This window comes from Paraburkholderia graminis, assembly GCF_003330785.1.
GTDB lineage: Bacteria > Pseudomonadota > Gammaproteobacteria > Burkholderiales > Burkholderiaceae > Paraburkholderia > Paraburkholderia graminis.
This window is the reverse complement of sequence record NZ_CP024934.1, coordinates 1,732,801-1,755,905: the sequence shown is the minus strand read 5'-3', so window position 1 is coordinate 1,755,905 and position 23,105 is coordinate 1,732,801. Positions and strand designations below refer to the sequence as shown.

Below are 23,105 nucleotides of genomic sequence, written 5' to 3'. Positions count from 1 at the left end.
TTTGCCCTGTCCGCGCCGGGTTGCGGCGCGGACCTGGACGATGCTACTTACTGCGGCTGATAGATCGAATCGAACACGCCGCCGTCGGCAAAGTGCGTCTTTTGCGCGTTGGTCCAGCCGCCGAACGAATCGTCGACCGTGTAGAGCTTCAGCTTCGGAAACTTCGCGGTCAACTCGGCCGGCACCTTGTTCGAACGCGGACGGTAGAAGTTCTTCGCGGCGATTTCCTGGCCTTCCTGGCTGTACAGGAAGTTTAGATACGCCTCGGCGAGCTTGCGCGTGCCGTGCTTGTCGACGACCTTGTCCACCACCGCGACCGGCGGCTCGGCCAGAATACTCACCGACGGCACGACGATTTCGAACTTGTCCGTGCCGAATTCCTTGATCGACAGGAACGCCTCGTTTTCCCACGCGATCAGCACGTCTCCGATCCCGCGTTGCACGAAGCTGGTGGTCGCGCCGCGCGCGCCCGAATCGAGCACGCCCGCATTCTTGTAGAGCTTGCCGACGAATTCCTTGGCCTTCTGGTCGTTGCCGCCCGGCTGATGCGCGGCGTACGCCCACGCGGCCAGGTAGTTCCAGCGCGCGCCGCCCGAGGTCTTCGGATTCGGCGTCACGATCGACACGCCCGGCTTCGTCAGATCGTCCCAATCCTTAATGTGCTTGGGGTTGCCCTTGCGCACCAGGAACACGATCGTCGACGTATAAGGCGATGCGTTGTCGGGCAGGCGCTTCTGCCAGTTCTTGTCGATCAAGCCCTTGTTGGCGAGCGCGTCGATGTCGTAGGCGAGCGCAAGCGTCACGACGTCGGCCTGCAGGCCGTCGAGCACCGAGCGAGCCTGCGCGCCCGAGCCGCCATGCGACTGCTTGAACGTGATGGTTTCGCCGGTCTTCGCCTTCCACTCCTTGCCGAACGCCTGGTTCACGTCCTGATAGAGCTCGCGGGTCGGGTCGTAGGAAACGTTCAGCAGCGTGTTGTCGGCGGCTTGCGCCTGGCCGATTGTGCCAATTACGCCGAGCGCGGCCGCCGCGCCGAATGCGAGCGCGGCGATGATGCTCCGCGCCTTATGGGTAGTCCGTGCCCGCCCCGTGTTCCGATGATTCATGTCCTGTTCTCCGCGTGTTGGTCCGCTAAAGCTGCGAGTGGTGTTGTTTTGCGTCGGGTCACGTGCACATGAGCGCGACTGGAGGCCAGTCTATCGAAGGGCTTTCATCATTAAAAATAATGTTTCCTCATTTTTTAATACGCAAAAGTGGTAATGGCAGCCAGACAAGGCGTTGCGGCATGCAAACCGATGTTTTGACGTCGATTGACGACGTTGCAGCGCGGTGCTTGAGCGCGAACTTAAAGTAAAGCTTGAATTGCGCCGAATACTGTATAAAAATACAGTCACCTGTTCATACATACAGTGGCGCCATGACAAAACTCACCGCACGACAGCAGCAGGTTTTCGATCTGATCCGCCGGGCGATCGAACGCACCGGCTTTCCGCCCACCCGCGCGGAGATCGCCGCCGAGCTGGGCTTCAGCTCTGCCAACTCGGCCGAAGAGCATTTGCGGGCGCTTGCCCGCAAGGGCGTGATCGAACTCGCCGCCGGCGCGTCGCGCGGCATCCGTCTGCTGCCCAGCCAGGACTTCGGACAGGACGGCACCCAGCATCAGTTCACGCTGCCGCATCCGAGCATCATGCAACTGTCGCTGCCGCTCATCGGGCGGGTCGCGGCCGGTAGCCCGATCCTCGCGCAGGAACATATCGCGCAGCACTATGCGTGCGACCCGGCGCTGTTCTCGAGCAAGCCCGACTACCTGCTGAAGGTGCGCGGCCTGTCCATGCGCGACGCGGGCATCTTCGACGGCGATCTGCTCGCGGTGCAGAAAAGAAGCGAGGCGAAAGACGGCCAGATCATCATTGCCCGCCTCGGCGACGACGTCACGGTCAAGCGCCTGAAGCGCCGGCCGAACGGTATCGAGCTGATCGCCGAGAACCCCGATTACGAAAACATCTTCGTTGAGACAGGCAGTGCGGACTTCGCGCTGGAAGGCATTGCTGTCGGTCTGATTCGCCCCGGCGAGTTCTGATCGCGCCTGCCGGGTTGGTCGCCTGTCAGTACACCGTACACAGGCGGATCAACCCTCGCCTGCCACTCACTACCGCAGCACACACGTTGAATCGCCCGGAGAGCCTCATGGAACGCCTTGCCCGCCTGTTGCCGTTTCGCCAGTTCGGCCGTTTGCGCCATCTGCGCAAGCTGGTGCCCTGCTCACTGATTGAAGCATCCACGGCCGCCACTGCGTCGCTGTTCGATTCGCCGGTGAACGGCTCCGGTGCGCATGCCGCTTCGTCATCCTTACAGGCGTCTTTGTTGCCGTCGTCGTTGCCGGCGTTCGCGCGGGTGTCGCTGAATTCCGGGCTCAACACCGCGGAGCCGGCGCGTCGCGCGCCGGTGCGGGTTTATCACGGGCCGTCGCGGCTCATCATGGTCGGCACCATGGACGCGGTGTGCAGAATGATCGACCGTTGCATCGCCGACGAAACCAACGTCCAGGGCGCGGTGTTCGAGTCCTGATGTGCGGTAAGGTGTGCGGGCGCGTTGCGGGAAACGTCGTTCGTCGCATCGAACGGGAATCATGAGTGGGGATCGTTTCGGCGCAACGCCGGTCCACGTTCGATCTCACCTGATGGAGAATCCCGGCCCATGGCAGCAGTATCAATACGCAAGAAGCGCGGTGCTCGTCCGCTTGTCGTCGCGCTGATCGTCATCGCGATAATCGCCGGCTTGGGCTTTGGCTATGCATCGCCGTATATCGCGCTCAACAACCTCAAACGCGCCGCCGACGCGCGCGACGCGCAGACGGTGAATCAGTACGTCGATTTCCCGGCGTTGCGCGAAAGCCTCAAGCAGCAGGTGACGGGTTTGCTGACGCGGCGGCTCGACTCGCGCGGAAACGGCAACCCATTGGCCGCGATCGGCGCGATGATCGGCGTCGCATTGATCGGCCCGCTAGTCGATGCGTATGCGACGCCCGACGGCGTGGCCGCGTTGCTCAACGGCATGCCGCCGCGCGGCGTACCGGGCGAACGGCCGCCCGCGCCGCCGGCTGCGAGCAATCCGGCTGCGGCAAATGGACCTGCGCCGGCAGCGCCGGGCAGCGCTAATAGCGCGGATCAAAGCGGCGCGGATCAAAGAGCCGGCAATGGCGCCAACTCCGGTGGAGAAGGCAACGCGGCGCATGGCGCCACGCCGCCGCAGCCGCCGGAAACCACCGCCGGTTATCGCGGCATCAACGAATTCGTCGTTACATACCAGCACGGCGCCGGCGACGCGCGTTACTCCGCGATCTTCCTGCGCGAAGGCCTGTTCACATGGAAGCTGGCCGCGGTCAATCTGAACGAGTGAGCGGGAGCGCGGCGCTTGGGCGTTGAAGTTCGCGAATTCGACAGCCGCACTCGCGCCGCGAAGGTCGCAAGCGCGAGCCGTGTGCTCAGGCCGCCTCTTGCTGCTGCTCCTGCGCCGATGAACACGCCACCAGGATACTGCACGACACGCGATCGAGCAGCGGCGTGTTGCCCGCGCCCATCCACCATCGGGACAAGCCGGTGCGGCAGCGGTGGCCGACCACTACGAGGTCGACATGCAGTTCATTGGCCAGATTGGCGATCTCGTCGATCGGATGGCCGAACGCAAAGTGCCCTTGAGCCCGCACGCCGCGCTCCGTCAGCCAGTCCACGCCTTCTTGCAGGATGTCCCGCGCGGTCTTTTCGAAGCTGCCGCACGCGACGTCGGTCAGCAGGCCCGCGCTTTGCGCGATGCTCGAGCGCATGTCCACGACCGAGAGCAGATGCGTTTCCGCTTTGAGGTCCAGCGCAAGATCGGCGCCGCAGCGCAGCGCTTTGCGGCCTTCACGCGAGCCGTCGTAGCACAACAGGATTTTCTGGTAGCTCGCCATGGTATTTCCCCTTTCCGCAAAAGCGCGGTCTGAGTTAATCATGGTGCGCCGCAATTCAGCTTGCAAGGGATGGAAAACGCTAAGTGCGACTCGTGCATGCCCCTGCCCTGTGCATGCGAGCTTCGCGCCGTTGCGACAGCGTCGGCGGCGTTCATGCGGCGGTGCAAGAAGCGGCTCCGACCGCGCGCCGCAGCGGCCACCCGTTCGCAGCCGATGGCCTAGAATGAGCAGCCTTCCCGGCCATTCGCGCCTTTTCCATGACGTCGATCTCATTCATGCCCGATACCGCCATCCAGTTCGATCAGGTTGAAAAAAGCTACGGCGAAAAGAAGGTAGTCGACGGACTGTCGTTTCACGTCGACACCGGCGAATGTTTTGGCCTGCTCGGACCAAACGGCGCGGGCAAGACGACCACGCTGCGCATGCTGCTCGGCATCGCCGCGCCGGACGCCGGCGCGATCCATCTGTGCGGCGAGCCGATTCCAGGCCGCGCGCGCGTAGCGCGGGCACGCGTCGGCGTCGTGCCGCAGTTCGATAACCTCGACCCGGACTTCACCGTCCGCGAGAACCTGCTGGTCTTCGGCCGCTACTTTGGCCTGAGCGGCGCGCAATGCCGCGCAATGGTGCCGTCGCTGCTCGAATTCGCGCGTCTGGAAAGCAAGGCCGACGCGCGCGTGAGCGAGCTGTCGGGCGGCATGAAGCGGCGCCTGACGCTCGCGCGGGCGCTCGTCAACGATCCCGACGTGCTGATCATGGACGAGCCGACCACCGGCCTCGACCCGCAGGCGCGGCATCTGATCTGGGAGCGTCTGCGCTCGCTGCTCGCGCGCGGCAAGACGATCCTGCTGACCACGCATTTCATGGAGGAAGCCGAGCGGTTATGCGACCGGCTGTGCGTGATCGAAGAAGGACGCAAGATCGCGGAAGGTGCGCCGAGGGCGCTGATCGAATCGGAAATCGGCTGCGACGTGATCGAGATTTTCGGCCCCGATCCGCTCGCGTTGCGCGACGAACTCGCGCCGCTCGCGCAGCGCACGGAAATCAGCGGCGAGACGCTTTTCTGTTATGTGAACGACGCGGCGCCGGTGCACGCGCGGCTCAAGCAGCGCGCGGATCTGCGCTATCTGCATCGTCCGGCGAATCTGGAGGATGTGTTCCTGCGGCTCACGGGCCGCGAGATGCAGGACTGACTTTCGTCGATACCGCACGAGATACCGAAAGAGACACTAGAGAATCACGGCACCAAACCCCGCACGAGACACGCAATGGATGCACGCACCTACCGAAGCAACGAAGCGAGGCCGCCGAGCCAGGCGCTGCTCGCCGCACTGCCCGCCAACGCGGTCAACTGGATCGCCGTGTGGCGCCGCAACTACCTCGTGTGGAAAAAGCTCGCGCTCGCGTCGATGTTCGGCAATCTCGCCGATCCGATGATCTACCTGTTCGGCCTCGGCTTCGGCCTCGGATTGATGGTCGGCCGCGTGGATGGCGTGTCGTATATCGCGTTCCTCGCCGCGGGCACGGTCGCGTCGAGCGTGATGATGTCGGCGAGCTTCGAGTCGATGTATTCCGGCTTCTCGCGCATGCACGTACAGCGCACGTGGGAAGCGATCATGCACACGCCGTTGACGCTCGGCGACATCGTGCTCGGCGAAGTGATCTGGGCGGCCAGCAAGTCGGTGCTCTCGGGCGTGGCCATCATGCTGGTGGCGGGCGCGCTCGGCTACGCCAGTTTTCCGTCGATGCTGCTGGCGCTGCCCGTCATCGTACTGACGGGACTGGCGTTCGCGAGTGTCGCGATGGTGGTGACCGCGCTCGCCCCGTCGTATGACTTTTTCATGTTTTATCAGACGCTGGTGTTGACGCCGATGCTGCTGCTTTCGGGCGTGTTCTTCCCGATCTCGCAGTTGCCCGCCGCGGCGCGCGGTGCGGCGCAAGTACTGCCTTTGGCACACGCCGTCGATCTGCTCCGCCCGGCGATGCTGGCGCGCCCGCTCGATAACGCGTTATCGCATGTCGTCGTGCTGACGGTTTATGCGGTAGGCGGCTTTGTTGTGTCGGCGGTGCTGTTCCGGCGCAGGATGATGAAGTAGCGGACGGCTTCGCGCGCGTTCCTCCAAAGGAGCCGGCGCCCGCGAATGAACGTGCATGACGATGATGGCGATGCCGCGGACTCAGTCCTCGTCGTCGGTCCACGGAATGTCGACGTCCGAGATAAACGCGACCGTCGCGAACGGGCCGCCTTCATGCCGGCCGATCTTGCCGTCGGCACGCTGCCACTCCACGCGAAACACGGTGCCGGGGTCGTCGGCGATCAGGCGCACGGTGCGGATCTCGTCGGGATCGGCGTCTTCCACGGGACCGTCGAGCGAGATTTGCAGCTCTTGCGGCCACAGGCCGTCGGCGGGATCGTAAATCTTGTCGCCGTCCGGGATCAGCGTGAACGCCTCTACGCCGATGGTCGCCGACGCCTCGACGATCATCTTGGCCAGCGCGCGCAGCAACGCAGTCGCCCGCGCCGAATTCGCCTGACGGATTGCAAGATCCCCGCGCGTCAGCGCCTGCTCGAGTTTTGGGTTTGTTTTTTGTTGAGCCATTCGATGTCCTGGTCCTGGTGCTGTGTTTTGTGCAGCGCGGCGGAACAACCGCCGCGGCTGCCGATTCACGGGCCGAGTCGCATTATTCGCGCGCGCCGTTAACTTACGACGTGCCGGATAAGAAGGACAAGCCCGTACTGCTCACCACAGTTTAGGTCGTGATTTGCCGACAGGCAGGCACATTTGCCTTTCGTTGCATGTCCGTGCGAACTCAGGGCGCGGGGTTCGGCTGCAACTGATGCAACGCGTCGATTTCATCGAGCACGTCTTGCGAGAGCTTGACGTCGACGCTCGCAATGTTCTCCTTCAACTGATCGAGCGATGTCGCGCCGATCAGATTGCTCGTCACGAACGGCCGGCTGTTCACGAACGCGAGCGCGAACTGCGCGGGCGAGAGGCCATGCCGCTTCGCCAGCTCGACGTAGCGCGTGGTGGCCTGAACCGCTTGCGGCTTGCTGTAGCGCTGGAAGCGCTCGAACAGCGAAATGCGCGCGCCTGCCGGACGCGCGCCGCCTTCATACTTGCCCGACAGCCAGCCGAACGCGAGCGGCGAATACGCGAGCAAGCCGATGTTGTCGCGATGCGCGTACTCGGAGAGCCCGACTTCGTAAGTGCGATTAAGCAGACTGTACGGATTCTGAATACTGACGATGCGCGGCAAGCCGAGCTTCTCCGACGCGCGCAGGAACTGCGCGACGCCCCACGGCGTTTCGTTGGAGACGCCGACATGGCGCACCTTGCCCGCCTTGACGAAATCGGCGAGCACGGAGAGCGTTTCCTCGATAGGCACCGTGTATTCGTCGTCGACCCACGGATAGGCCGGGCGGCCGAACGTCATCGTGTTGCGGTCGGGCCAATGCAACTGGTACAGATCGACGTAATCGGTTTGCAGGCGCTTAAGGCTGTCGTTGAGCGCCTCGGTGAGATTCTTGCGGTCGAACTGATTGGTTTCGCCGCGGATATGACGCGGATTGTGCGGCTGACGCGCGGGTCCGGCGATCTTGGTGGCCAGCACGATCTTCTCGCGTGCGCTGCGATGCTGCGCGAGCCAGGTGCCGATAAAGCGCTCGGTGGAGCCTTGCGTTTCCGCGCGCGGCGGCACCGGATACATCTCCGCGGTATCGATCAGGTTGACGCCGTGATCGAGCGCGTAGTCGATCTGCGCGTGCGCCTCCTGCTCGGTGTTCTGCTCGCCCCACGTCATCGTGCCGAGCCCGATCAGGCTGACCTGTACATCCGAATCGCCGAGTCTGCGGTATTCCATTGAACCTGTCCTATCGGTTGTATGAACATAAACCGCTGACGTTACCACGCCCGCGCGATGCCTGCAGCACAGCTAAAATGCCGTCGTCGCGGGCGTCTGAAGATGCGCCGCGCTCAACCTTCCTTGCGTCGATCGAATCACGATGAATCCCGAACACCTCGAGTTGCTGGTCACGCGCGTCATGCCCTACGGCAAGTACAAGGGCCGCCTGATCGCCGACCTGCCTGGCCACTACCTCAACTGGTTCGCGAGTCAGGGCTTTCCGCCCGGCGAGATCGGACGGCTGCTTGCGTTGATGCATGAGATCGATCACAACGGTTTGTCGTCGCTGATCGAGCCTTTGCGCAAACGCTAAAGGCGTGGGCCGCGCTGTAACGCGACGACACAAATACGGCTGAACTCCCGGACGCGCGATCTTTCTGACTCTTTAGTGAGGACGTATGGGGACGGGAGACGATCGTGAGCAGACTCTTTGCATCGATGGCATGGCTGGCGATTGCAGCGGGCGTGAGCGGATGCGCGGTCGCGCCCGGCTATGACTACGGCTACGCGCAGCCGTATTACCCCGACTATGGTTATGCGTACGGCGCGCCATACGCACCGTATGCGCCGGTATACGGCACGGTCGGGATCTGGGGCGGCTGGGGTGGCTCCTGCTGCTACCACGGCGGCGGCGGGCACTGGCGCGGCGGTGATTGGCATGGCGGCCACGGCGGTGGCGGCGGGCATGGCGGCGGTTATGGTGGATCGCGCGGCGGCAGCTCGTGGAGTGGTGGCGGCGGGCATGGCGGACGGAGTCATTGAGGCTCGCAGCTCATGCGACGATGGTTGCCGCGATCCGTGCGGTAGAACAAAAGCGGCGTTGTGGTTTCTCACGACGCCGCTTGCAAATGCCTACTGAAGCTTACCGCTGAAATTCTTCGGGTCGCTACGGGGCTCGCAAACGACCCGAACTCAATCGTAATTTCTGCAAGAAGCCGGACCGGGCGGCCGCGCCATGCCTGCGCTCGAGCCGCTGAAATCCTTACCAATTCATGTAGACTCGTCCGCACCGATCCTAAGAAAGATATGGGACATGGGCCTCTACAACATCGCGCCGTACTTTGTCGTCATGGCGGCGTTGTGCTGCCTGTTTGCGCTGCCCATATTCAGGTTTGTGGACACTGTCGGTGGAGACTCCGGGAGAGTCGTCACCATCGACGGCTTGCGCGGATTCCTGGCTCTGTCCGTCATGATCTACCACGGCCTGATCAGCTATAACTACCAGGCGAATGGCCAATGGATCGCGAGCGACTCCCTTTTCTACAGACCGCTTGGCGGCGTCGCGGTGATGCTCTTTTTCATGATCACAGCCTACCTGTTCTGGACGCGCCTATTGAAGCGTGACGGTCGACCGGACTGGAAAGGACTTTATATCGGTCGTCTTTTCAGGATCGGCCCGCTTTACGTCTTTTCCATTCTGGCAATGACTCTCATCGTATTCTGGCGAACCGGCTTTGAACTGCGAGAACCGTTGGATTCAATGGTCTCGAATCTGGGCCGGTGGTTCGCGCTCGGCCTGAACGACGATATGAAACCGATTAATGGATTCCCGTGGACTATATTCATCCTGATGGGAGTCACATGGAGTATCAAATATGAATGGTGGTTTTACTTCTCACTGATCATCACTGCAATATTTATTCAGCTGAGAATGCACCTGACTTTTGCGGTCGTCGGTCTGGCCGCGTCGTTCGCCCTGATTCTCACAACGCAGTCTGACCTGTGGTGCCTTCCTGCCGCGTTTTTTTGTGGCATCTTGACCGCATCGCTGTTGCACGAGGGCATCAAGCCGCGGCTCAGCGCTAACTGGATGTCGATCATGGCGCTTACCGCATTAGCGATAATGTTCTCGTTCGCCAGGACACACGCGGGCGTGATCCAGATCGCCCTGATTGGGATTGCCTTTTACCTGATTTGCAGCGGCGCCGACCTGTTCGGCCTGCTTTTGCTGCGGCCCGCGCAGCGCATGGGGCACATCAGCTATGGAATCTACCTGTTGCAAGGCATCCCACTGACGCTTCTTTTCTGGCATGCGCCATTCAAAGCCTGGGCGCTTTTCTCGCCGACGCATTATTGGACAGCGCTACTGATCTGCGCAGCAGTTTTGTGTGTCGCTGCATCGATCACATTTGCGGCAATCGAACGGCCCTTTATCGAACTTGGAAAATCGCTAACTCGCATAGGCAAGCGCGATGCAGTCAAAATCGAGCCGACGCAATCGCCGCAAAGCGTCGGCTCGATGATGAACAAAAACCAGAAATACAAACGCTAGTTCTTTCTCCTGTCCGAGAAATGCGGCGCGGTGTCTACTTGCCCGCGCATTAACGCCGTCAGGCAGCGCAACGGCTGCTGGCGATGTGCGATGGCGGAAGGGATTACCCGTTTGTGTTCGACCTCGGCTATCGGTCTCAAAGCATACGCGAAGCACCCTGTATGAAGAAGGCATCCGGTCCTCGCCATGCAACGACCCGGGGCATCAAGTGTTGGCCGAATTGGTCGCGTAGCGACTACAGTCGGCGATGCATTAGGCGTGCGTCGACTAATAAGTGTACTATCCCGGTCCGGGTTATTACACTTTCTTACAACGTGATAAAAATAATTTCTGTTGCATGCTTTCTCGCGTGCACCTGCGCCCATGCAGCGGGACCCGAGTGTTACATCACAGATCCGAAGCTGCCTCAATCCTGCGTCGTCGACCCAGCCGCACTGAACCGGTCGGTTATCCAATACGGAGACGATTCGCGCCTTTGGAAAGTTTTCGAGAAAGCCCGGGCGGGTAAACCGATAACCATTGCCGCGATCGGCGGCTCAATCACGCAAGGTGCATGGGCGACGAGTCAGGAAAAAAACTATGTGGGCCGCGTGTTCGGCTGGTGGCGAGCGACCTTTCCGAAAAGCAGGATGAGGCTTGTCAATGCCGGGATCGGCCAGACGAATTCCGAATACGGCGACAAGCGCCTGCAGAAAGACCTACTGAGATACAAGCCAGACTTCGTAATTACCGAGTGGGCAAATAACGATGCCATCACTCCAGAGATGAGAGCGAGCTACAAGCGAGTCGTGCAGCGCATCCTGGCTGCGCCCAATCATCCAGCCGTACTGATGCTTTTCACGATGGATCGTAAGTGGTCAAGCGCGGAAGACAACCAGATCCCAATCGGTCGGGAACTCGGCGTGCCAATGATCGCCCTGCGAGAGGCCATCATGCCTTTGGAGAAGGCCGGGAAATTCGATCCCATGGAGCGCACAGCGGACCCGATCCATCCTAATGACCTTGGCCATCAGATCATCGCTCAGCTTGTCGCATACCGCCTCCAGTCCGGGCTCAACAATATGCACGCGACGTTGTCGGCGAGCAAGTGACAGGAGCACTTATCAATGACACTCGATGATGCTCTCCGGCGTGAAAATAACAACGCGGATCTGTTTCGTTTGATCGCCGCCCTGGCGGTGATATGGGGGCACGCTTTCGGGCTGTCTCCTCGCGAGGGCGAGCATGAGCCAATCGGAGCGCTTTTGGGTTTCGACTACTCCGGCTCGCTTGCGGTCAAGTTTTTCTTCTTCCTCAGTGGGATTCTCGTCACGTCTAGCTGGCTTCGCCAGCCGTCGCCAGTGAAGTTCGCCGTCGCCCGAGTATTCCGCATTTTCCCGGCGCTCATCGTGAGCGGCTCCATTTGCATGCTCGTCATCGGCCCCATGTTGACCTCGCTACCTTTAGGCCAATATTTCGGGAACACCTGGATGTACATCCACATTTTCAAGCAACCCTATATGGGTTACGTGATGCCGGGCGTGTTCCAGAATAATGCATACCAGGATGCGAATGGCTCGCTTTGGACAATCTGCTATGAGCTCCTCATGTATGCAGCGTTACTGGCGCTTGCCATGTGTGGTTTATTGCGATTGAAGGTCGTTGCGGCATTTGCTTGCGGTGCAGTGATCGTTTGGTTTTTGTATCGACCAGACAGCATCTCAATCTTTGGCTTGCCCAACAACAATGATGCTGGACGCCTACCGGCGTTCTTTTCATTTGGCGTCTTGCTGGCACTCTTCAAGGAAAAAATCCGCATCGACGCGCGAGTGGTCCTCGGTACCTATCTCCTTGCATGGCTGCTTCGAGACGGACCAGTGTTTGAATACGCGTTCTATGCTGCCTTCCTGCTGACGCCGCTATGGCTGATGACACTGAGGCCCATCAAAGCGCTTAAACTTCCCGGAGACTATTCATACGGGGTTTACGTTTATGGATGGCCGATACAGCAAACGATCACTGCTTTATTTCCTGACATTAGCCTGCAGCAAAATCAGCTTTTCTCAATTGCTGTGGCTATCGCTGTCGGTGCTGCTTCATGGCATTTTCTCGAGAAGCCTTTCGTCAAAGTCGGGCACCGCCTTCCGGACGTTCTTCAAGCAATCCGACCGATGGTGCCGACCCGCTGGTTTTCAGGATGAAGAGTGTTACATCACCGCCGCTTTTTACCAACCGCAGGTTGGCGTCATTGATGCAATGCGCAGATCATGGCTACGACGAGCACATCAATCCGCTGATGGCTCACATCGCCGAGATCTGCCGTGCCGACAAGATTGCATTCGGTCTCGTTCTTCGGTCTGGCGACATCTTGCAGTAGGCGTCAAACGCCGGGTTTTGCTTGGGCTCCCGTTGCCATCGCCAATCTAATAGTCGTAGTACTCGACCAAATTAACGAGCGGCTGCACCCCTAACGTCGAAATCGTTTTATTCCCCGGTCTCTCTAGCCGGCTTATGTCGACTGCGTAAGTGCGCAGAACGAAAAAAAGCCCGCAACGGTGTGCGGGCTTAATTCCGAAACTTCCAACTGCTTGATACCGCTGAATTCTTTGGGGTGGCTGATGGGGCTCGAACCCACGACAACAGGAATCACAATCCTGGACTCTACCAACTGAGCTACAGCCACCACTGACATCTGCTTTGACTCGCCGGAAACAACTAAAAAACCCGGGTCACCAACGAAGAAACGAGATTATACGAACACAAACGGCGTTTGCCTAGCCCTTTATTCAAAAATCTCGACAGGCTCACGCAGATGCTGTCTCGCCTCGTCGAAGATCGCGAGGTCGCGTGCCGCGAGCCGTTTGCTGTCCGACAGAACGCGCCGCCAGCCGCGCGCCCCCGCCTCGCCGCGATAGAGGCCGAGCGCATGACGCGTGATCGCGCCGAGATACGTGCCGCGCGCCATCTCGGCCGCGCAATACTCGATCAATTGCGCTTCCACCTGCTCGCGCGTGAGCGGCGCCTGCGTCGAACCATAGAAGCGCGCGTCGACGTCAGCCAGCAGATACGGGTTGTGATAGGCCTCGCGCCCGAGCATCACGCCATCGACGTGTTGAAGGTGCGTCTCCACTTCGTCGAGCGTCCGGATTCCGCCGTTGATGATGATCTCCAGGTGCGGGAAGTCGCGCTTCAACTGATAGGCGTATTCGTACTTGAGCGGCGGAATTTCGCGATTCTCTTTCGGGCTCAGACCTTTGAGAATCGCGTTGCGCGCATGCACGATGAAAACATCGCAGCCGGCCTCTGCGATCGTGCCGACAAAGTCGCGCACGAAGCCGTATTCCTCGACGGCATCCACGCCGATCCGGTGCTTGACCGTGACCGGCACCGACACCACGTCGCGCATCGCCTTCACACAGTCCGCCACGAGTTGCGGCTCGTTCATCAGACACGCGCCGAATGCGCCGCGCTGCACGCGCTCAGACGGGCAGCCGCAATTCAGGTTGATTTCGTCGTAGCCCCAGTGCTCGCCGAGCTTCGCCGAGCGCGCGAGATCGTCCGGCTCGCTGCCGCCGAGTTGCAATGCGACGGGCGCTTCGTCGGGCGTAAACGCCAGATGGCGCGGCACATCGCCGTGCAGCAGCGCGCCGGTCGTCACCATTTCCGTGTACAGCCACGTATGGCGCGAAATCATGCGATGAAGCGACCGGCAGTGGCGATCGGTCCAGTCCATCATGGGGGCGACGCTGACGCGGCGCGGACTGGCGGGACGAGCTGAAGACATGGGCGGTAACGACTTGAATCGAAACCGCAATTTTACCGCAACGCGGGAAGCGGCCGGCGTCGGTGCCCCTCGACTGCCCGATAAACCCTTGCAAGATCAGGTATTTGGACTCCGGCCAACGCACAGGAAAGCCGCGGAAAGCAGGGTCGAACCACTGCTAAGCCATATGCGGCGCGGCTCTGACGGATTATTTCAGCAGCGAGAATAGTAATTTCAGATTATCGGCACAAATTTTCGATAGTAGGGGTATACACTGCATTCCATCGACGTAGCAGACACAGCCCACGGCTTCCTGCCACGCCATCCTGAAAATCGAAATCCTGGAGGTACATCATGAAGACCAAATTTATCGCTGCCTTGCTCGTCGCTGTTTCCGCTTCCGTCGCTGCACCGGCTTTCGCAAGCGGCTACGGCCCGGCACCGTTCTATCGCCCGTCCGTCGGCGCACCGGCTTCGCAACAAGGCCAGAACGCGCAAACCGTCGCGGCCGAACGTGCTAACGCCGGCTCGACCGCTTACGGCGGCGTGAACAACGTGTCGTCGCAATCGGGCACCCGCGAACCGGTTTCCGGTCCGCAATCGGTGTTCTTCGGCCACTAAGCACTCGCCGTCGACCCTCCTGCCCCTGCTGCCCAGGTGGCAGCATGCGAACTGGGCGCTGCATCGGATTCCGGTGCGGCGCCCAGTTTCGTTTACGGGAATGAATCGCCACCCACCGCGCGTTACGCCGCCCCTTCTTCCGGCGCCTCACAAAAGCGGATGCGATTGCCAAACGGATCGGCGACTTCCAGCACTTTGCCCCACGGCAGCGCGTCGACACCCGGCTTCGCGTACTTATAGTCCTTCGCATCGAGCTCGGAATGCAGCGCGTCAATCTCCCGTACCGGCACGAAAATCGTCGAGCCGGGCGTCGCGTCGCCATGATGTTCGCTGAGGTGTAGAACCAGATCGGAGCGCCGCACTTGCGCATACAACGGGAAGTTGTCGCCGAAACGGTGTTCCCAATCGACGCTAAAGCCCAGGAAATCCACGTAGAACTCGCGGGCTTTGTCCTCGGAGAAGATGCGGATGATCGGCACAGCAGGCGCAAGATGCATGACGAGGCTCAGCGAGTCGGAATGAGCCGCCAAGCATAGTCGAATACGTTGCCGATTTCACGCGCCGCCGCAATCAAGCCGCGAGCCCCGCGTCGATCACGTCGCGCGCCGCGCGAAAGCCGGCCTCGGCGGCGGCGTGCTCGGTGGGCCAAAGACTGTCGATATGCACGAGCCGCCAGTCGACCACCACCGCGCTCTCGCGCAGCACGCGGAAATGCGCCTTGACGCCGGTGAGCACCTGTTCGACCGCGACTTCGATGTCGTAGTCCTGATAGCGCTCCTTGTAATCGCCCATGTCGAGGCCCGTCGGCTCCATCTTCACTTCCCCCTTCACTGCGGTTCCAATCGCCGTTTATCGCGCGCGAACGCGCCGGCACCGGCGGCAGCGCGGTGCGCTGCAACCTGCCCTTGCCAACCCGCTTGCGGCTCGTTCGAACAAGGTCGCGCAAACGTCGCCCGTCGGTTCGCTCAGTCGCAATCGCCGGAAAGGTACTGCCTGCCGTTGCAGGTGATTTCGACTTCGTCGCCGCTCGATTCGGCGACGAGTCCGCTCGCCAGCAACTGCGCGGTGACGGACTGCGGGAATTTCGGCGCCGGCTGGCCGACGCCCACTTCGTTCAGGCGCCGCAACGCTTCGATTGCTTCGGGACTCAATGACTTCGACATGGCGGTCTCCGTCGACGTGACTGAATTTATCGTAGCAAGTTTCGAGAGCGAATGGAGGCGCATTGGCGCATCGTCACGAGCGAATGGCTCGCGCGTGAATTTTCGCGGGCGACGCCGGTCTACCGGGAAAACCCATGCAACCCGAGCAGACGCGAGGAACGCAAAAGGAGAAGGCGATGAAGCGAAGCACTCTGGCCGCGCTAAGCGCAGCCGCCGCGCTGCTGGCGCTGGGCGCGAGCGGAACGGCGGCATCGGCGACGCCAACGACGACCAACGCGGCAGGCTCGACCACGCCGCCCACGCAAGCAGCGCAACCGGCCGACGCCGCATCGTCGATGGTAAAGCCGCCCGAGTCGGCATCAGGCGCGACCGGCTCGAGCAATCCGGACAACATGCCGATCAAGCGTCCGCGCAAGCCCACCAACGACAAAATGATGCACGAGCCGCCCGCGAGCGGCGCGAACGCGAAATAGCGCGGCGCTTACAGGCGCGCGATCGAGACCTCCGTCGACTTGACGAGCGCGACGACTTCCGAGCCGACCTGCAGCTCGAGTTCGTCGATGGAGCGCGTCGTGATCACGGAGGTCACGATGCCGAACGGTGTGTCGACATCGACTTCGGACACGACCGGTCCGCGGATGATTTCCTTGACCTTGCCTTTGAACTGATTGCGTACGTTGATTGCGGAAATGCTCATTGCGAGTGACTCCAGGGAAAGCGATTAGATTCAGTCAGTCAAGGATGTCAGATGGCCCAACGGACATCTGTTGGCCGCGTGAAACGGCCTGCGTTGCCAGCGTTACCTGCACCACGTGCGTCGCGCGAATCGTGCGCCTCCTCGCGCAACGCGTCGTCGTTCGGCGCATTTTTCAGCACGCGCTGCAGCACATGCTCTTCGAGCGCGGCAAAACCCGCGGACGCACGCGCCCGCGGACGCTCGAGCGGCACCGGCTGATCGAGCGCGATGCGCCCTTCTTCGATCAACAGGATGCGATCGCCTAACGCGACGGCCTCGTGCACGTCGTGCGTGACGAGCAGCGCGGTGAACTTGTGCTCGCGCCATAGGCGCTCAATGAGCGCATGCATTTCGATGCGCGTCAACGCGTCGAGCGCGCCGAGCGGCTCGTCGAGCAGCAGCAATTGCGGACGATGCACGAGCGCGCGGGCCAACGCGACGCGCTGACGCTGACCGCCGGAAAGCTGCGCGGGCCAGTCGTTGGCGCGCTCGAGCAAGCCGACTTCGGCAAGCACCGCGCGCGCGTCGTCGCGCGCGCCGCGCGGCAGGCCGAGCATCACGTTTTGCAGCACGCTCTTCCACGGCAACAGACGCGCGTCCTGGAACATGATCCGCGTGTCGAGCGGCCGGCCGTCTTCGGCGCGTTTTTCGAGCACGCCGGCGCTCGTCTTCTCGAGACCGGCGACGAGCCGCAGCAACGTCGATTTACCGCAGCCGCTGCGGCCGACAATCGCGACAAAACTGCCGCGCTCGATCGACAGATCGAAGTCCGTCAGCACCTTGCGTTCGCCATACTGCTTGCCGACGCCGCGCAGCTCGACCGAGTAATCGGCTGTGCGGGTTGTGCGGGTTTTTCCGTTCGCGTCCCTTGCATCTTCGCGCGCCACGGCGCCCGCCTGCTCCGCCGCCCGTCGCTCATTGCGCACCTGACGACGCGCACGCTCACGCTCATCGAGATCCGCGGCGACATCCGCGTTGTGATCCGCGACGCGCGCCTGCGCCAGCTCGACCTCCAGATCGCGGCCCGCGATGCCGCCGAACGTCGTCGACAGTGTCGTTGCGCTCATGCCTTACCTCCACGTTGATAGGCCGGATGCCAGCGCAGCGACACGCGCTCGAGGCTCTTCGCCAGCACGTCGGCGATCTTGCCGAGCGCCGCGTACAGCAGAATGCCGACCACGACGACATCGGTTTGCAGGAATTCGCGCGCGTTCATCGTCATGTAGCCGATGCCCGATTGCGCCGAAATCGTCTCGGCGACGATCAGCGTCACCCACATCAGCCCGAACGCGAAGCGCACGCCGACGAGAATCGACGGCAGCGCGCCCGGCAAAATCACGTGCCGATAGAGCGCTACGCCCTTCACGCCGTAGCTGCGCGCCATCTCGATCAGATTCGAATCGACCGAACGGATGCCGTGGAACGTGTTCACGTAGATCGGGAAAAAAACGCCGAGCGCGACGAGGAACACCTTCGCCTGCTCCTCGATACCGAACCACAGAATCACGAGCGGGATCATCGCCAGCGCGGGAATATTGCGGATCATCTGCACGGTCGAATCAAGCGCGATTTCGATCGGCTTGAAGAGACCGGTCGCGAGCCCGAGCACGAGACCGATTCCACCGCCGATCGCAAAACCGGACACCGCGCGCCACGTGCTGACCTTCACGTCCGCCCACATTTCGCCCGACTGGATCAACGACCACGCCGCCTTTACCACCGCGAGCGGCTCAGGCAGAACGCGCGTGGACAGCACGCCGCTGCGCGCGGCGGCTTCCCAGGCGAGCAGAATCAGAAGCGGTGCGACCCACGGCGCAAGCGACGCGCCGACTTGCCGCAACGACCCGAAAGCGGACCGCAGCGCGGGCCGGAAAGCCGCGCCGCCCCGCGCGCCTTCATCGCGTTGCGCACTCACAGTGGATTGAGTCATGTGACTTCCCTCATTGCGTGTCGAAGGTGTCGTAACCGAACGGACGCCGCTCAGCTCGCACTCGCCGCCTTCGGCAGATAGTTGTTGCCGACGATCTCGCCGAACGGCCCGGAAAGCGGCCCGTTTGAGGTCTTGCTCTGGCGGCCGGGCAGCAGCGGAAACACGAGTTCGGCAAAGCGGTACGACTCTTCGAGATGCGGATAGCCCGACAGAATGAACGTCTCGATGCCGAGCTCCGCGTATTCCTTCATGAGCGCCGCGACCTGCTGCGGATTGCCGACGAGCGCGGTGCCCGCGCCGCCGCGCACGAGGCCGACGCCGGCCCACAGGTTCGGATAAACCTCAAGCTCCGCGCGTCCGCCGCGCTTGCCGCCGTGGAGCGCGGCCATGCGGCGCTGACCTTCGGAGTCCATCTTCGAGAACGACGCCTGCGCGCGCGCAATGGTCTCGTCGTCGAGCTTGCTGATGAGTTTGTCGGCGGCGGCCCACGCTTCTTCTTCCGTCTCGCGCACGATCACGTGCAGGCGAATGCCGAAGCGGATCGTGCGGCCATTCGCAGCCGCGCGTGCGCGAATGTCGGCGATCTTTTTCGCGACCGCCGCGGGCGGCTCGCCCCACGTCAGATAGGTGTCGATATGCTCGCCCGCCATGTCGTGCGCGGCCGGCGAGGAACCGCCGAACCACAGCGGCGGATGCGGCTTCTGCACGGGCGGATACAGGGCCTTGCCGCCCTTCGACTGCAAGTGCTTGCCTTCGTAGTCGATCGCATCGTTCGTATGCGCGGCCGTGAGCAGCTTGCGCCAGATGTGCAGGAACTCGTCGGTGATTTCATAGCGCGTGTCGTGATCGACGAACACGCCGTCGCCTTCGAGCTCGGCCGCATCGCCGCCGGTCACGACATTGATCAACAGGCGCCCGTTCGACAGACGGTCGAAAGTGGCGGCCATGCGCGCGGCAAGACCCGGCGACGAAATGCCCGGCCGGATCGCGACCAGAAATTTCAGGCGCTTCGTCGCGGCGATCAGGCTCGACGCGACGACCCATGCGTCCTCGCAGGAGCGGCCCGTGGGCAGCAGCACGCCCTCGTAGCCGAGCGTATCGGCGGCGACGGCGATCTGCTGAAAGTAGTCGTAATCGGCCGCGCGCGCGCCTTGCGACGTGCCGAGATAACGGCTGTCACCGTGAGTCGGAATGAACCAGAACACATTCATTTGCTGCTCCCCGCGTATTCGGAAACTGGAGTGGATCGAGACAACGCCGGACGCACGCATCCAGCCGGTCATCGGACATGAACCGGACGATGCATCGCGAAGGGACGGAAAAAGGTTGCGGTATCGACGCTAAAGGCAACGGCGCGAGGCGCCGTCTGCATGGAGAAACAGTCTATGGACGGGGGCGCGGCTTTTGAACGATTTTTTTGAGCTTAGGTTTTCCACTTCCGTGATTAGCCCGACGCTACAGCATACGGGCACGACCCCGGAGGCCCGCGGAAAAGCCGCGAGCGCTGGATATAATGGCGCACGTTTCCAATAATCCGGTGCAGGCAATGCAATCACGCGCCTGTACCCTGGCGGTGCAATGCATGCAAAAACTCATCCTGCCGTTTGTCGCCGGTTTTCTGGCATCGCTGTTCTTTCATGAATCCACGCTGGCGCTGCTGCATGCCGCAGGCGTCGTCGATCAAAGCGGTTTTTCCACTGCCCCGTTCATGCCGCTCGGCCTGCCCGAGTTCATCGCCAACGCGATCTGGAGCGCGTTCTGGGCGGTGTTGATGGCGTGGCTCTTGCGCGTCGCGCCCGAGCGCCGCGCGCCGTGGCTGCCGGCGTTCGTGTTCGGCGGCATCGTATTGACGGCGGCCAGCGTGTTCGTCGTCGATCCGATTCGCGGCATCTGGCCAAGCGGCAACATGCTGCCGCGCCTCGCGATGGGCTTTGCCGCGAACGCGATGTGGGGCTGGGGCGCGCTCGTCTTCATGCGCGCGTTCATGGCGGGTGAGGATGCGGATTGAGCGCGCGCTGAGCGTTCGTTCCGATGTTCGTCCGCGACTAGTGGCGAGCGACTAGCGGCTAGCTCCGCAGGTCGCGCAGCGGATGCTCGTTCGGCGGCCACGGGCTTTCGAACATCTTCTCGACGTCGGCGACGCTGACGTCTTCAATGCGCGCAAAGCGCCAGCGCGGCGCATTGTCCTTGTCGATGATGCGCGCGCGCACGCCCTCCACGGCGTCGCCTTGTTCAAAGCTCGAGCGCGTGAGATCGAGATCGCTGCGCAGCACCTCGGCCATCGAGCCTTCCGCGCGCGTCACCACCTCGAGCGATACCGCCATCGAAAGCGGCGAGCGCTCGCGCAACACGGCGATCACCTGCTCGGCCCACTCGGCGCTGTCGCGATCGCACTTCTGCTGCAGCGACGCCAGAATGCGCGGCACGTCCGGCAGCGCGAAATGCCGGTCGATCAGCGTTCGCGCGCGAGCGAGCGGCGACTCGTCCGGCGGCGGCGTCACCTGATCCTGATACGCGCGGCATTCGCGCTCGACGCACGCCACCACATCTGCGCCGCGCTCGAACAGTTCGCTGCGCAACGTGTCGACGAGCGCGGGCAACGCGGCGTCTTCCATATAGACATCGGCGAGACCGGCGTACAGCGCGTCGGCCGCGCCGATGGTTTCGCCCGTCACCGCGAGATAGCGGCCGATCGCGCCCGGCGTGCGCGCGAGAAACCAGCTCGCGCCGACATCGGGAAAGAGGCCGATGCGCGTTTCCGGCATCGCCATCTTCGTGGACTGCGTGACGACCCGCAGCCCGCCCGTGCGATGCGCGCCCTGCGAAATGCCCATGCCGCCGCCCATCACCACGCCGTTCGTCAGCGCGATATAGGGCTTCGGATACGTGAAAATCGCGTGATTGAGCCGGTATTCCTCGATAAAAAACGCGTCGCGAGCTTCGTGGTCGCCGCGCTGCACGGACTCGTACAGGAAGCGGACGTCGCCGCCCGCGCAGAACGCCCGGGGATGCTGGCTGCGCACCACGACCGCGAGCACGTTGGGATCTTCCGACCAGGTGTCGAGCGCGGCGTGCATGGCGCGGATCATGCCGATCGACAGCGCGTTGAGCGCCTGCGGTCTTTCGAGTTCGATGAAACCAATGCGGTTGGCTACGTAAGTCGCGAGCTGGTCGCTGGCTGCGGGCGAGGCGGAAAGAGACATGGAAGACGACGCGCGACGGCGCAGAGTCACGGGAAACCCAACGTTATCACGTAGCTGCGGCGTCGGACCTGTTTGTGGTGGAAGGCGGCGCGGCGTCGGGCAGGTTGCCGGCGGCTATGCGCGGGCGCGCGCTGCACGTTGTGCGTTGGCGCGGCGAGCCGCTGTCTTGCGGTGCGGCTCGCCGCATGGGGTTCGTTGAGCTTGAGCTTGAGCTTGAGCTTGAGCTTGAGCTTGAGCTTGAGCTTGAGCTTGAGCTTGAGTTTGAGCTTGAGCTTGAGCTTGAGCTTTAGCCCGCCGCGTTGCCGGGCGGAAAGTGGCCGCTCTTGAGCAGCACCGGCGTGCCGTTGCTGATCTGCAAGTGCTCGCGCGCAACGGCTTCGATGCGCGGACGGCCGGCGTCGAACGCGCGCATCCAGCCTTCTTCGTCCTCGGAGTGGGCGCCGAAGTGATCTTCGAGCGCCTCGACGGAGATCGCACAGGGCACGGGCTCGCCATCCACGAGCGCGGAAAACACAACGGTCAGATTGGAATCGCGGTAGGCTGGCGCGCCTGCGGGAAACCTGATTTCCATGGTCGCCTCATCGGAAGTATCTGGCACACAACCGGAGCCCGCAAAAACCGGCCGGCCCCGGACGACCCGAATATGGTACTCGCGGGGCCGGACCGCGGTCCAGAGCGCTGCGGCTGGCGTGTGGGCGGTTGGTTGGGGATGGGCGTCGGCGCCAGAGTGGCTTTCGGTTCGACTCCTGGCCTGGCTTTGGGCGTGGCTTCCGGTGCGCGTTTCGGTTTGACTCTTGCCGTGACTTTGGGGGTGACTACGGGCGTGACTCCGCGCCTCGGTGCGCGCGTGCTTGCGCACTCCACGATCGCGCGCCGTCATGGCCGGCCTCCGAGCAGCCGGTCGATGTAATCGCGCGCGGCCTGTTCGACGAATGCGAGCGCCTCGTCCTCGCTGCCAAAGCGCTGCTCGCCGCCGAGATCGACCAGGGTTTCCATCCGGTGCGAATCGTCGGGGCCGAGTTCGGCGAGGCTGACCGACCCGACGTAATGGCCGCCCGCGCCTGGCGCGTCGCCTGCCGGCACGAGGCGCGCGGCGGCGCTGATGTAATAGCCGCGATAAGGGCCGCTGACCCGCTCAGCCATGTTCGTTCTCCTCGATGCAATGATTGAGGTAAGGCGCCGGGGAAGCCAATTAGTTCTGCGAGCGTGCGCTTGTTGAGCGCTTTTCCACCCTTGTTAGGCCCTTGCTTCGCGCTCGCTGCGCATGTATGCCGCACGTTCGCGCTTGGCGCCGGTCGAAGAGCTTTATCGGCACACTCCATGCTCATGCAGTCGGTCCCTTTCCAGTTCCGCGAGCGCAATATGGGAAAATATTTTCTGGACGACCACGAATTGCCCGAGCCGGATGCGGCGAACAGATGGTTTGCGTACGCCGAAAGTCACGGCATCGACATCGCGAGAGCCATCAGCATCTGGGAAGACGCGGCCACCGAAAGCGGCGCGGAAAGCCGCAAGCTGGTCGGCGCAGCGGGCATCACTATCGACGCACCCTGAGCTTGCGCGCGTCGCAAGCTCGCATGATCAAA

At 62.3% G+C, this 23,105-nt stretch carries 30 protein-coding genes and 1 tRNA gene; 15 read left to right on the top strand and 16 right to left on the bottom strand.

From position 1 onward, the window contains the following. Positions 1-47 precede the first annotated feature (47 nt). Entirely contained in the window at positions 48-1,106 is a 1,059-nt protein-coding gene (locus CUJ91_RS07850) for a sulfate ABC transporter substrate-binding protein (RefSeq protein ID WP_107707673.1), read from the bottom strand. 311 nt (positions 1,107-1,417) lie between these two features. Between CUJ91_RS07850 and lexA the strand changes: the two genes are divergently transcribed. From lexA to CUJ91_RS07835, 3 genes are all read left to right on the top strand, one after another. Next, a complete protein-coding gene (gene lexA / locus CUJ91_RS07845) occupies positions 1,418-2,080 on the top strand; it encodes a transcriptional repressor LexA (RefSeq protein ID WP_006048808.1) in 663 nt (220 codons plus the stop codon). A 107-nt stretch (positions 2,081-2,187) separates the two neighbouring features. After that, a complete protein-coding gene (locus CUJ91_RS07840; protein ID WP_006048807.1) occupies positions 2,188-2,568 on the top strand; it encodes a hypothetical protein in 381 nt (126 codons plus the stop codon). Between the two features lie 129 nt (positions 2,569-2,697). Next, the gene (locus tag CUJ91_RS07835) at positions 2,698-3,399 is read left to right on the top strand and encodes a DUF2939 domain-containing protein (protein WP_107707672.1); all 702 of its coding nucleotides are present in this window, start codon (positions 2,698-2,700) and stop codon (positions 3,397-3,399) included. Between the two features lie 85 nt (positions 3,400-3,484). Here the strand turns inward: CUJ91_RS07835 and CUJ91_RS07830 are convergent, their stop codons facing one another. After that, on the bottom strand, positions 3,485-3,949 hold the full coding sequence (locus CUJ91_RS07830) for a universal stress protein (RefSeq protein WP_006048805.1): 465 nt from the start codon (positions 3,947-3,949) through the stop codon (positions 3,485-3,487). 275 nt (positions 3,950-4,224) lie between these two features. Here CUJ91_RS07830 and nodI point away from each other — a divergent pair, with 275 nt between their 5' ends. Further along, the gene (gene nodI / locus CUJ91_RS07825; protein WP_006048804.1) at positions 4,225-5,139 is read left to right on the top strand and encodes a nodulation factor ABC transporter ATP-binding protein NodI; all 915 of its coding nucleotides are present in this window, start codon (positions 4,225-4,227) and stop codon (positions 5,137-5,139) included. Between the two features lie 75 nt (positions 5,140-5,214). Then, complete coding sequence (locus tag CUJ91_RS07820; protein ID WP_107707671.1) at positions 5,215-6,042, top strand: ABC transporter permease; 828 nt, start codon at positions 5,215-5,217, stop codon at positions 6,040-6,042. A gap of 81 nt (positions 6,043-6,123) precedes the next feature. Here the strand turns inward: CUJ91_RS07820 and CUJ91_RS07815 are convergent, their stop codons facing one another. Together CUJ91_RS07815 and CUJ91_RS07810 are read right to left on the bottom strand one after the other, a co-directional pair. After that, positions 6,124-6,546, bottom strand: a complete 423-nt coding sequence (locus CUJ91_RS07815) for a hypothetical protein (RefSeq protein WP_006048802.1) — start codon at positions 6,544-6,546, stop codon at positions 6,124-6,126. A 211-nt stretch (positions 6,547-6,757) separates the two neighbouring features. Further along, positions 6,758-7,810: an NADP(H)-dependent aldo-keto reductase gene (locus CUJ91_RS07810; protein ID WP_006048801.1), complete on the bottom strand. Its 1,053-nt coding sequence runs from the start codon at positions 7,808-7,810 to the stop codon at positions 6,758-6,760. Between the two features lie 142 nt (positions 7,811-7,952). On the opposite strand from CUJ91_RS07810, the gene CUJ91_RS07805 reads away from it, so the two are divergent. The 6 genes from CUJ91_RS07805 (at position 7,953) to CUJ91_RS35090 (ending at position 12,480) form a co-directional block, all read left to right on the top strand. Then, a complete protein-coding gene (locus CUJ91_RS07805; protein ID WP_006048800.1) occupies positions 7,953-8,165 on the top strand; it encodes a DUF3820 family protein in 213 nt (70 codons plus the stop codon). Positions 8,166-8,269: 104 nt separating this feature from the next. Then, positions 8,270-8,614, top strand: coding sequence for a hypothetical protein (locus CUJ91_RS07800; RefSeq protein ID WP_107707670.1), 345 nt, complete (start codon positions 8,270-8,272; stop codon positions 8,612-8,614). Positions 8,615-8,885: 271 nt separating this feature from the next. After that, positions 8,886-10,124 carry an acyltransferase family protein gene (locus CUJ91_RS07795; protein ID WP_035570657.1) on the top strand — a complete coding sequence of 413 codons (1,239 nt, stop codon included), beginning with the start codon at positions 8,886-8,888 and terminating at the stop codon, positions 10,122-10,124. A gap of 581 nt (positions 10,125-10,705) precedes the next feature. Continuing rightward, positions 10,706-11,215 (top strand): SGNH/GDSL hydrolase family protein, encoded by a 510-nt coding sequence (locus tag CUJ91_RS07790; RefSeq protein ID WP_029971353.1) that lies wholly within the window; start codon positions 10,706-10,708, stop codon positions 11,213-11,215. 15 nt (positions 11,216-11,230) lie between these two features. Beyond that, positions 11,231-12,304 carry an acyltransferase family protein gene (locus tag CUJ91_RS07785; RefSeq protein ID WP_107707669.1) on the top strand — a complete coding sequence of 358 codons (1,074 nt, stop codon included), beginning with the start codon at positions 11,231-11,233 and terminating at the stop codon, positions 12,302-12,304. Positions 12,305-12,354: 50 nt separating this feature from the next. Further along, entirely contained in the window at positions 12,355-12,480 is a 126-nt protein-coding gene (locus CUJ91_RS35090) for a hypothetical protein (protein ID WP_279635428.1), read from the top strand. 230 nt (positions 12,481-12,710) lie between these two features. Here CUJ91_RS35090 and CUJ91_RS07780 read toward each other — a convergent pair. Together CUJ91_RS07780 and dusA are read right to left on the bottom strand one after the other, a co-directional pair. Beyond that, positions 12,711-12,786 (bottom strand) — tRNA-His (locus tag CUJ91_RS07780). Positions 12,787-12,885: 99 nt separating this feature from the next. After that, complete coding sequence (dusA, locus tag CUJ91_RS07775; protein WP_107707668.1) at positions 12,886-13,887, bottom strand: tRNA dihydrouridine(20/20a) synthase DusA; 1,002 nt, start codon at positions 13,885-13,887, stop codon at positions 12,886-12,888. A gap of 333 nt (positions 13,888-14,220) precedes the next feature. Here dusA and CUJ91_RS07770 point away from each other — a divergent pair, with 333 nt between their 5' ends. Then, positions 14,221-14,487, top strand: a complete 267-nt coding sequence (locus CUJ91_RS07770) for a hypothetical protein (RefSeq protein ID WP_029971350.1) — start codon at positions 14,221-14,223, stop codon at positions 14,485-14,487. A 122-nt stretch (positions 14,488-14,609) separates the two neighbouring features. On the opposite strand, the gene CUJ91_RS07765 is transcribed toward CUJ91_RS07770, so the two are convergent. The 3 genes from CUJ91_RS07765 to CUJ91_RS07755 all read right to left on the bottom strand — a co-directional run bounded on the left by CUJ91_RS07765 (position 14,610) and on the right by CUJ91_RS07755 (position 15,650). Continuing rightward, positions 14,610-14,984 (bottom strand): glyoxalase superfamily protein, encoded by a 375-nt coding sequence (locus tag CUJ91_RS07765; RefSeq protein WP_029971349.1) that lies wholly within the window; start codon positions 14,982-14,984, stop codon positions 14,610-14,612. Positions 14,985-15,057: 73 nt separating this feature from the next. Then, entirely contained in the window at positions 15,058-15,300 is a 243-nt protein-coding gene (locus tag CUJ91_RS07760; protein ID WP_006048792.1) for a DUF6566 family protein, read from the bottom strand. 152 nt (positions 15,301-15,452) lie between these two features. Next, entirely contained in the window at positions 15,453-15,650 is a 198-nt protein-coding gene (locus CUJ91_RS07755) for a hypothetical protein (protein WP_006048791.1), read from the bottom strand. A gap of 176 nt (positions 15,651-15,826) precedes the next feature. Here CUJ91_RS07755 and CUJ91_RS07750 point away from each other — a divergent pair, with 176 nt between their 5' ends. After that, entirely contained in the window at positions 15,827-16,123 is a 297-nt protein-coding gene (locus CUJ91_RS07750) for a hypothetical protein (protein WP_029971346.1), read from the top strand. A gap of 8 nt (positions 16,124-16,131) precedes the next feature. Here the strand turns inward: CUJ91_RS07750 and CUJ91_RS07745 are convergent, their stop codons facing one another. The 4 genes from CUJ91_RS07745 to ssuD are packed head-to-tail and all read right to left on the bottom strand — an operon-like array spanning position 16,132 to position 19,527. Continuing rightward, entirely contained in the window at positions 16,132-16,347 is a 216-nt protein-coding gene (locus CUJ91_RS07745; protein WP_006048789.1) for a TOBE domain-containing protein, read from the bottom strand. A gap of 47 nt (positions 16,348-16,394) precedes the next feature. Beyond that, positions 16,395-17,453, bottom strand: coding sequence for an ATP-binding cassette domain-containing protein (locus CUJ91_RS07740; RefSeq protein ID WP_107707667.1), 1,059 nt, complete (start codon positions 17,451-17,453; stop codon positions 16,395-16,397). Then, on the bottom strand, positions 17,450-18,316 hold the full coding sequence (ssuC, locus tag CUJ91_RS07735) for an aliphatic sulfonate ABC transporter permease SsuC (RefSeq protein WP_053857989.1): 867 nt from the start codon (positions 18,314-18,316) through the stop codon (positions 17,450-17,452). The genes CUJ91_RS07740 and ssuC overlap by 4 nt, the downstream gene beginning before the upstream one ends. 50 nt (positions 18,317-18,366) lie before the next feature. Beyond that, positions 18,367-19,527, bottom strand: a complete 1,161-nt coding sequence (gene ssuD / locus CUJ91_RS07730; protein ID WP_006048786.1) for an FMNH2-dependent alkanesulfonate monooxygenase — start codon at positions 19,525-19,527, stop codon at positions 18,367-18,369. Positions 19,528-19,898: 371 nt separating this feature from the next. Here ssuD and CUJ91_RS07725 point away from each other — a divergent pair, with 371 nt between their 5' ends. After that, entirely contained in the window at positions 19,899-20,324 is a 426-nt protein-coding gene (locus tag CUJ91_RS07725) for a hypothetical protein (RefSeq protein ID WP_006048785.1), read from the top strand. 58 nt (positions 20,325-20,382) lie between these two features. On the opposite strand, the gene CUJ91_RS07720 is transcribed toward CUJ91_RS07725, so the two are convergent. The 3 genes from CUJ91_RS07720 to CUJ91_RS07710 all read right to left on the bottom strand — a co-directional run bounded on the left by CUJ91_RS07720 (position 20,383) and on the right by CUJ91_RS07710 (position 22,662). Then, on the bottom strand, positions 20,383-21,519 hold the full coding sequence (locus CUJ91_RS07720; RefSeq protein WP_107707666.1) for an enoyl-CoA hydratase/isomerase family protein: 1,137 nt from the start codon (positions 21,517-21,519) through the stop codon (positions 20,383-20,385). 286 nt (positions 21,520-21,805) lie between these two features. Beyond that, positions 21,806-22,090, bottom strand: coding sequence for a DUF1488 family protein (locus tag CUJ91_RS07715; protein WP_029971341.1), 285 nt, complete (start codon positions 22,088-22,090; stop codon positions 21,806-21,808). Between the two features lie 305 nt (positions 22,091-22,395). Beyond that, on the bottom strand, positions 22,396-22,662 hold the full coding sequence (locus tag CUJ91_RS07710; RefSeq protein WP_006048782.1) for a hypothetical protein: 267 nt from the start codon (positions 22,660-22,662) through the stop codon (positions 22,396-22,398). A 219-nt stretch (positions 22,663-22,881) separates the two neighbouring features. On the opposite strand from CUJ91_RS07710, the gene CUJ91_RS07705 reads away from it, so the two are divergent. Further along, on the top strand, positions 22,882-23,073 hold the full coding sequence (locus CUJ91_RS07705) for a hypothetical protein (RefSeq protein ID WP_029971340.1): 192 nt from the start codon (positions 22,882-22,884) through the stop codon (positions 23,071-23,073). Positions 23,074-23,105 lie beyond the last annotated feature (32 nt).

Coding starts and splice junctions, on each gene's coding strand:
- lexA (WP_006048808.1), top strand. CDS start 1,418: ATGACAAAACTCACCGCACGACAGCAGCAGGTTTTCGATCTGATCCGC.
- CUJ91_RS07740 (WP_107707667.1), bottom strand. CDS start 17,453: ATGAGCGCAACGACACTGTCGACGACGTTCGGCGGCATCGCGGGCCGC.
- CUJ91_RS07725 (WP_006048785.1), top strand. CDS start 19,899: ATGCAAAAACTCATCCTGCCGTTTGTCGCCGGTTTTCTGGCATCGCTG.
- CUJ91_RS07840 (WP_006048807.1), top strand. CDS start 2,188: ATGGAACGCCTTGCCCGCCTGTTGCCGTTTCGCCAGTTCGGCCGTTTG.
- CUJ91_RS07785 (WP_107707669.1), top strand. CDS start 11,231: ATGACACTCGATGATGCTCTCCGGCGTGAAAATAACAACGCGGATCTG.
- CUJ91_RS07750 (WP_029971346.1), top strand. CDS start 15,827: ATGAAGCGAAGCACTCTGGCCGCGCTAAGCGCAGCCGCCGCGCTGCTG.
- CUJ91_RS07805 (WP_006048800.1), top strand. CDS start 7,953: ATGAATCCCGAACACCTCGAGTTGCTGGTCACGCGCGTCATGCCCTAC.
- CUJ91_RS07755 (WP_006048791.1), bottom strand. CDS start 15,650: ATGTCGAAGTCATTGAGTCCCGAAGCAATCGAAGCGTTGCGGCGCCTG.
- CUJ91_RS07850 (WP_107707673.1), bottom strand. CDS start 1,106: ATGAATCATCGGAACACGGGGCGGGCACGGACTACCCATAAGGCGCGG.
- CUJ91_RS07705 (WP_029971340.1), top strand. CDS start 22,882: ATGGGAAAATATTTTCTGGACGACCACGAATTGCCCGAGCCGGATGCG.
- CUJ91_RS07815 (WP_006048802.1), bottom strand. CDS start 6,546: ATGGCTCAACAAAAAACAAACCCAAAACTCGAGCAGGCGCTGACGCGC.
- CUJ91_RS07795 (WP_035570657.1), top strand. CDS start 8,886: ATGGGCCTCTACAACATCGCGCCGTACTTTGTCGTCATGGCGGCGTTG.
- dusA (WP_107707668.1), bottom strand. CDS start 13,887: ATGTCTTCAGCTCGTCCCGCCAGTCCGCGCCGCGTCAGCGTCGCCCCC.
- CUJ91_RS07745 (WP_006048789.1), bottom strand. CDS start 16,347: ATGAGCATTTCCGCAATCAACGTACGCAATCAGTTCAAAGGCAAGGTC.
- CUJ91_RS07820 (WP_107707671.1), top strand. CDS start 5,215: ATGGATGCACGCACCTACCGAAGCAACGAAGCGAGGCCGCCGAGCCAG.
- CUJ91_RS35090 (WP_279635428.1), top strand. CDS start 12,355: ATGCAATGCGCAGATCATGGCTACGACGAGCACATCAATCCGCTGATG.
- ssuD (WP_006048786.1), bottom strand. CDS start 19,527: ATGAATGTGTTCTGGTTCATTCCGACTCACGGTGACAGCCGTTATCTC.
- CUJ91_RS07770 (WP_029971350.1), top strand. CDS start 14,221: ATGAAGACCAAATTTATCGCTGCCTTGCTCGTCGCTGTTTCCGCTTCC.
- CUJ91_RS07710 (WP_006048782.1), bottom strand. CDS start 22,662: ATGGCTGAGCGGGTCAGCGGCCCTTATCGCGGCTATTACATCAGCGCC.
- CUJ91_RS07715 (WP_029971341.1), bottom strand. CDS start 22,090: ATGGAAATCAGGTTTCCCGCAGGCGCGCCAGCCTACCGCGATTCCAAT.
- ssuC (WP_053857989.1), bottom strand. CDS start 18,316: ATGACTCAATCCACTGTGAGTGCGCAACGCGATGAAGGCGCGCGGGGC.
- CUJ91_RS07760 (WP_006048792.1), bottom strand. CDS start 15,300: ATGGAGCCGACGGGCCTCGACATGGGCGATTACAAGGAGCGCTATCAG.
- CUJ91_RS07765 (WP_029971349.1), bottom strand. CDS start 14,984: ATGCATCTTGCGCCTGCTGTGCCGATCATCCGCATCTTCTCCGAGGAC.
- CUJ91_RS07720 (WP_107707666.1), bottom strand. CDS start 21,519: ATGTCTCTTTCCGCCTCGCCCGCAGCCAGCGACCAGCTCGCGACTTAC.
- CUJ91_RS07830 (WP_006048805.1), bottom strand. CDS start 3,949: ATGGCGAGCTACCAGAAAATCCTGTTGTGCTACGACGGCTCGCGTGAA.
- CUJ91_RS07835 (WP_107707672.1), top strand. CDS start 2,698: ATGGCAGCAGTATCAATACGCAAGAAGCGCGGTGCTCGTCCGCTTGTC.
- CUJ91_RS07810 (WP_006048801.1), bottom strand. CDS start 7,810: ATGGAATACCGCAGACTCGGCGATTCGGATGTACAGGTCAGCCTGATC.
- nodI (WP_006048804.1), top strand. CDS start 4,225: ATGCCCGATACCGCCATCCAGTTCGATCAGGTTGAAAAAAGCTACGGC.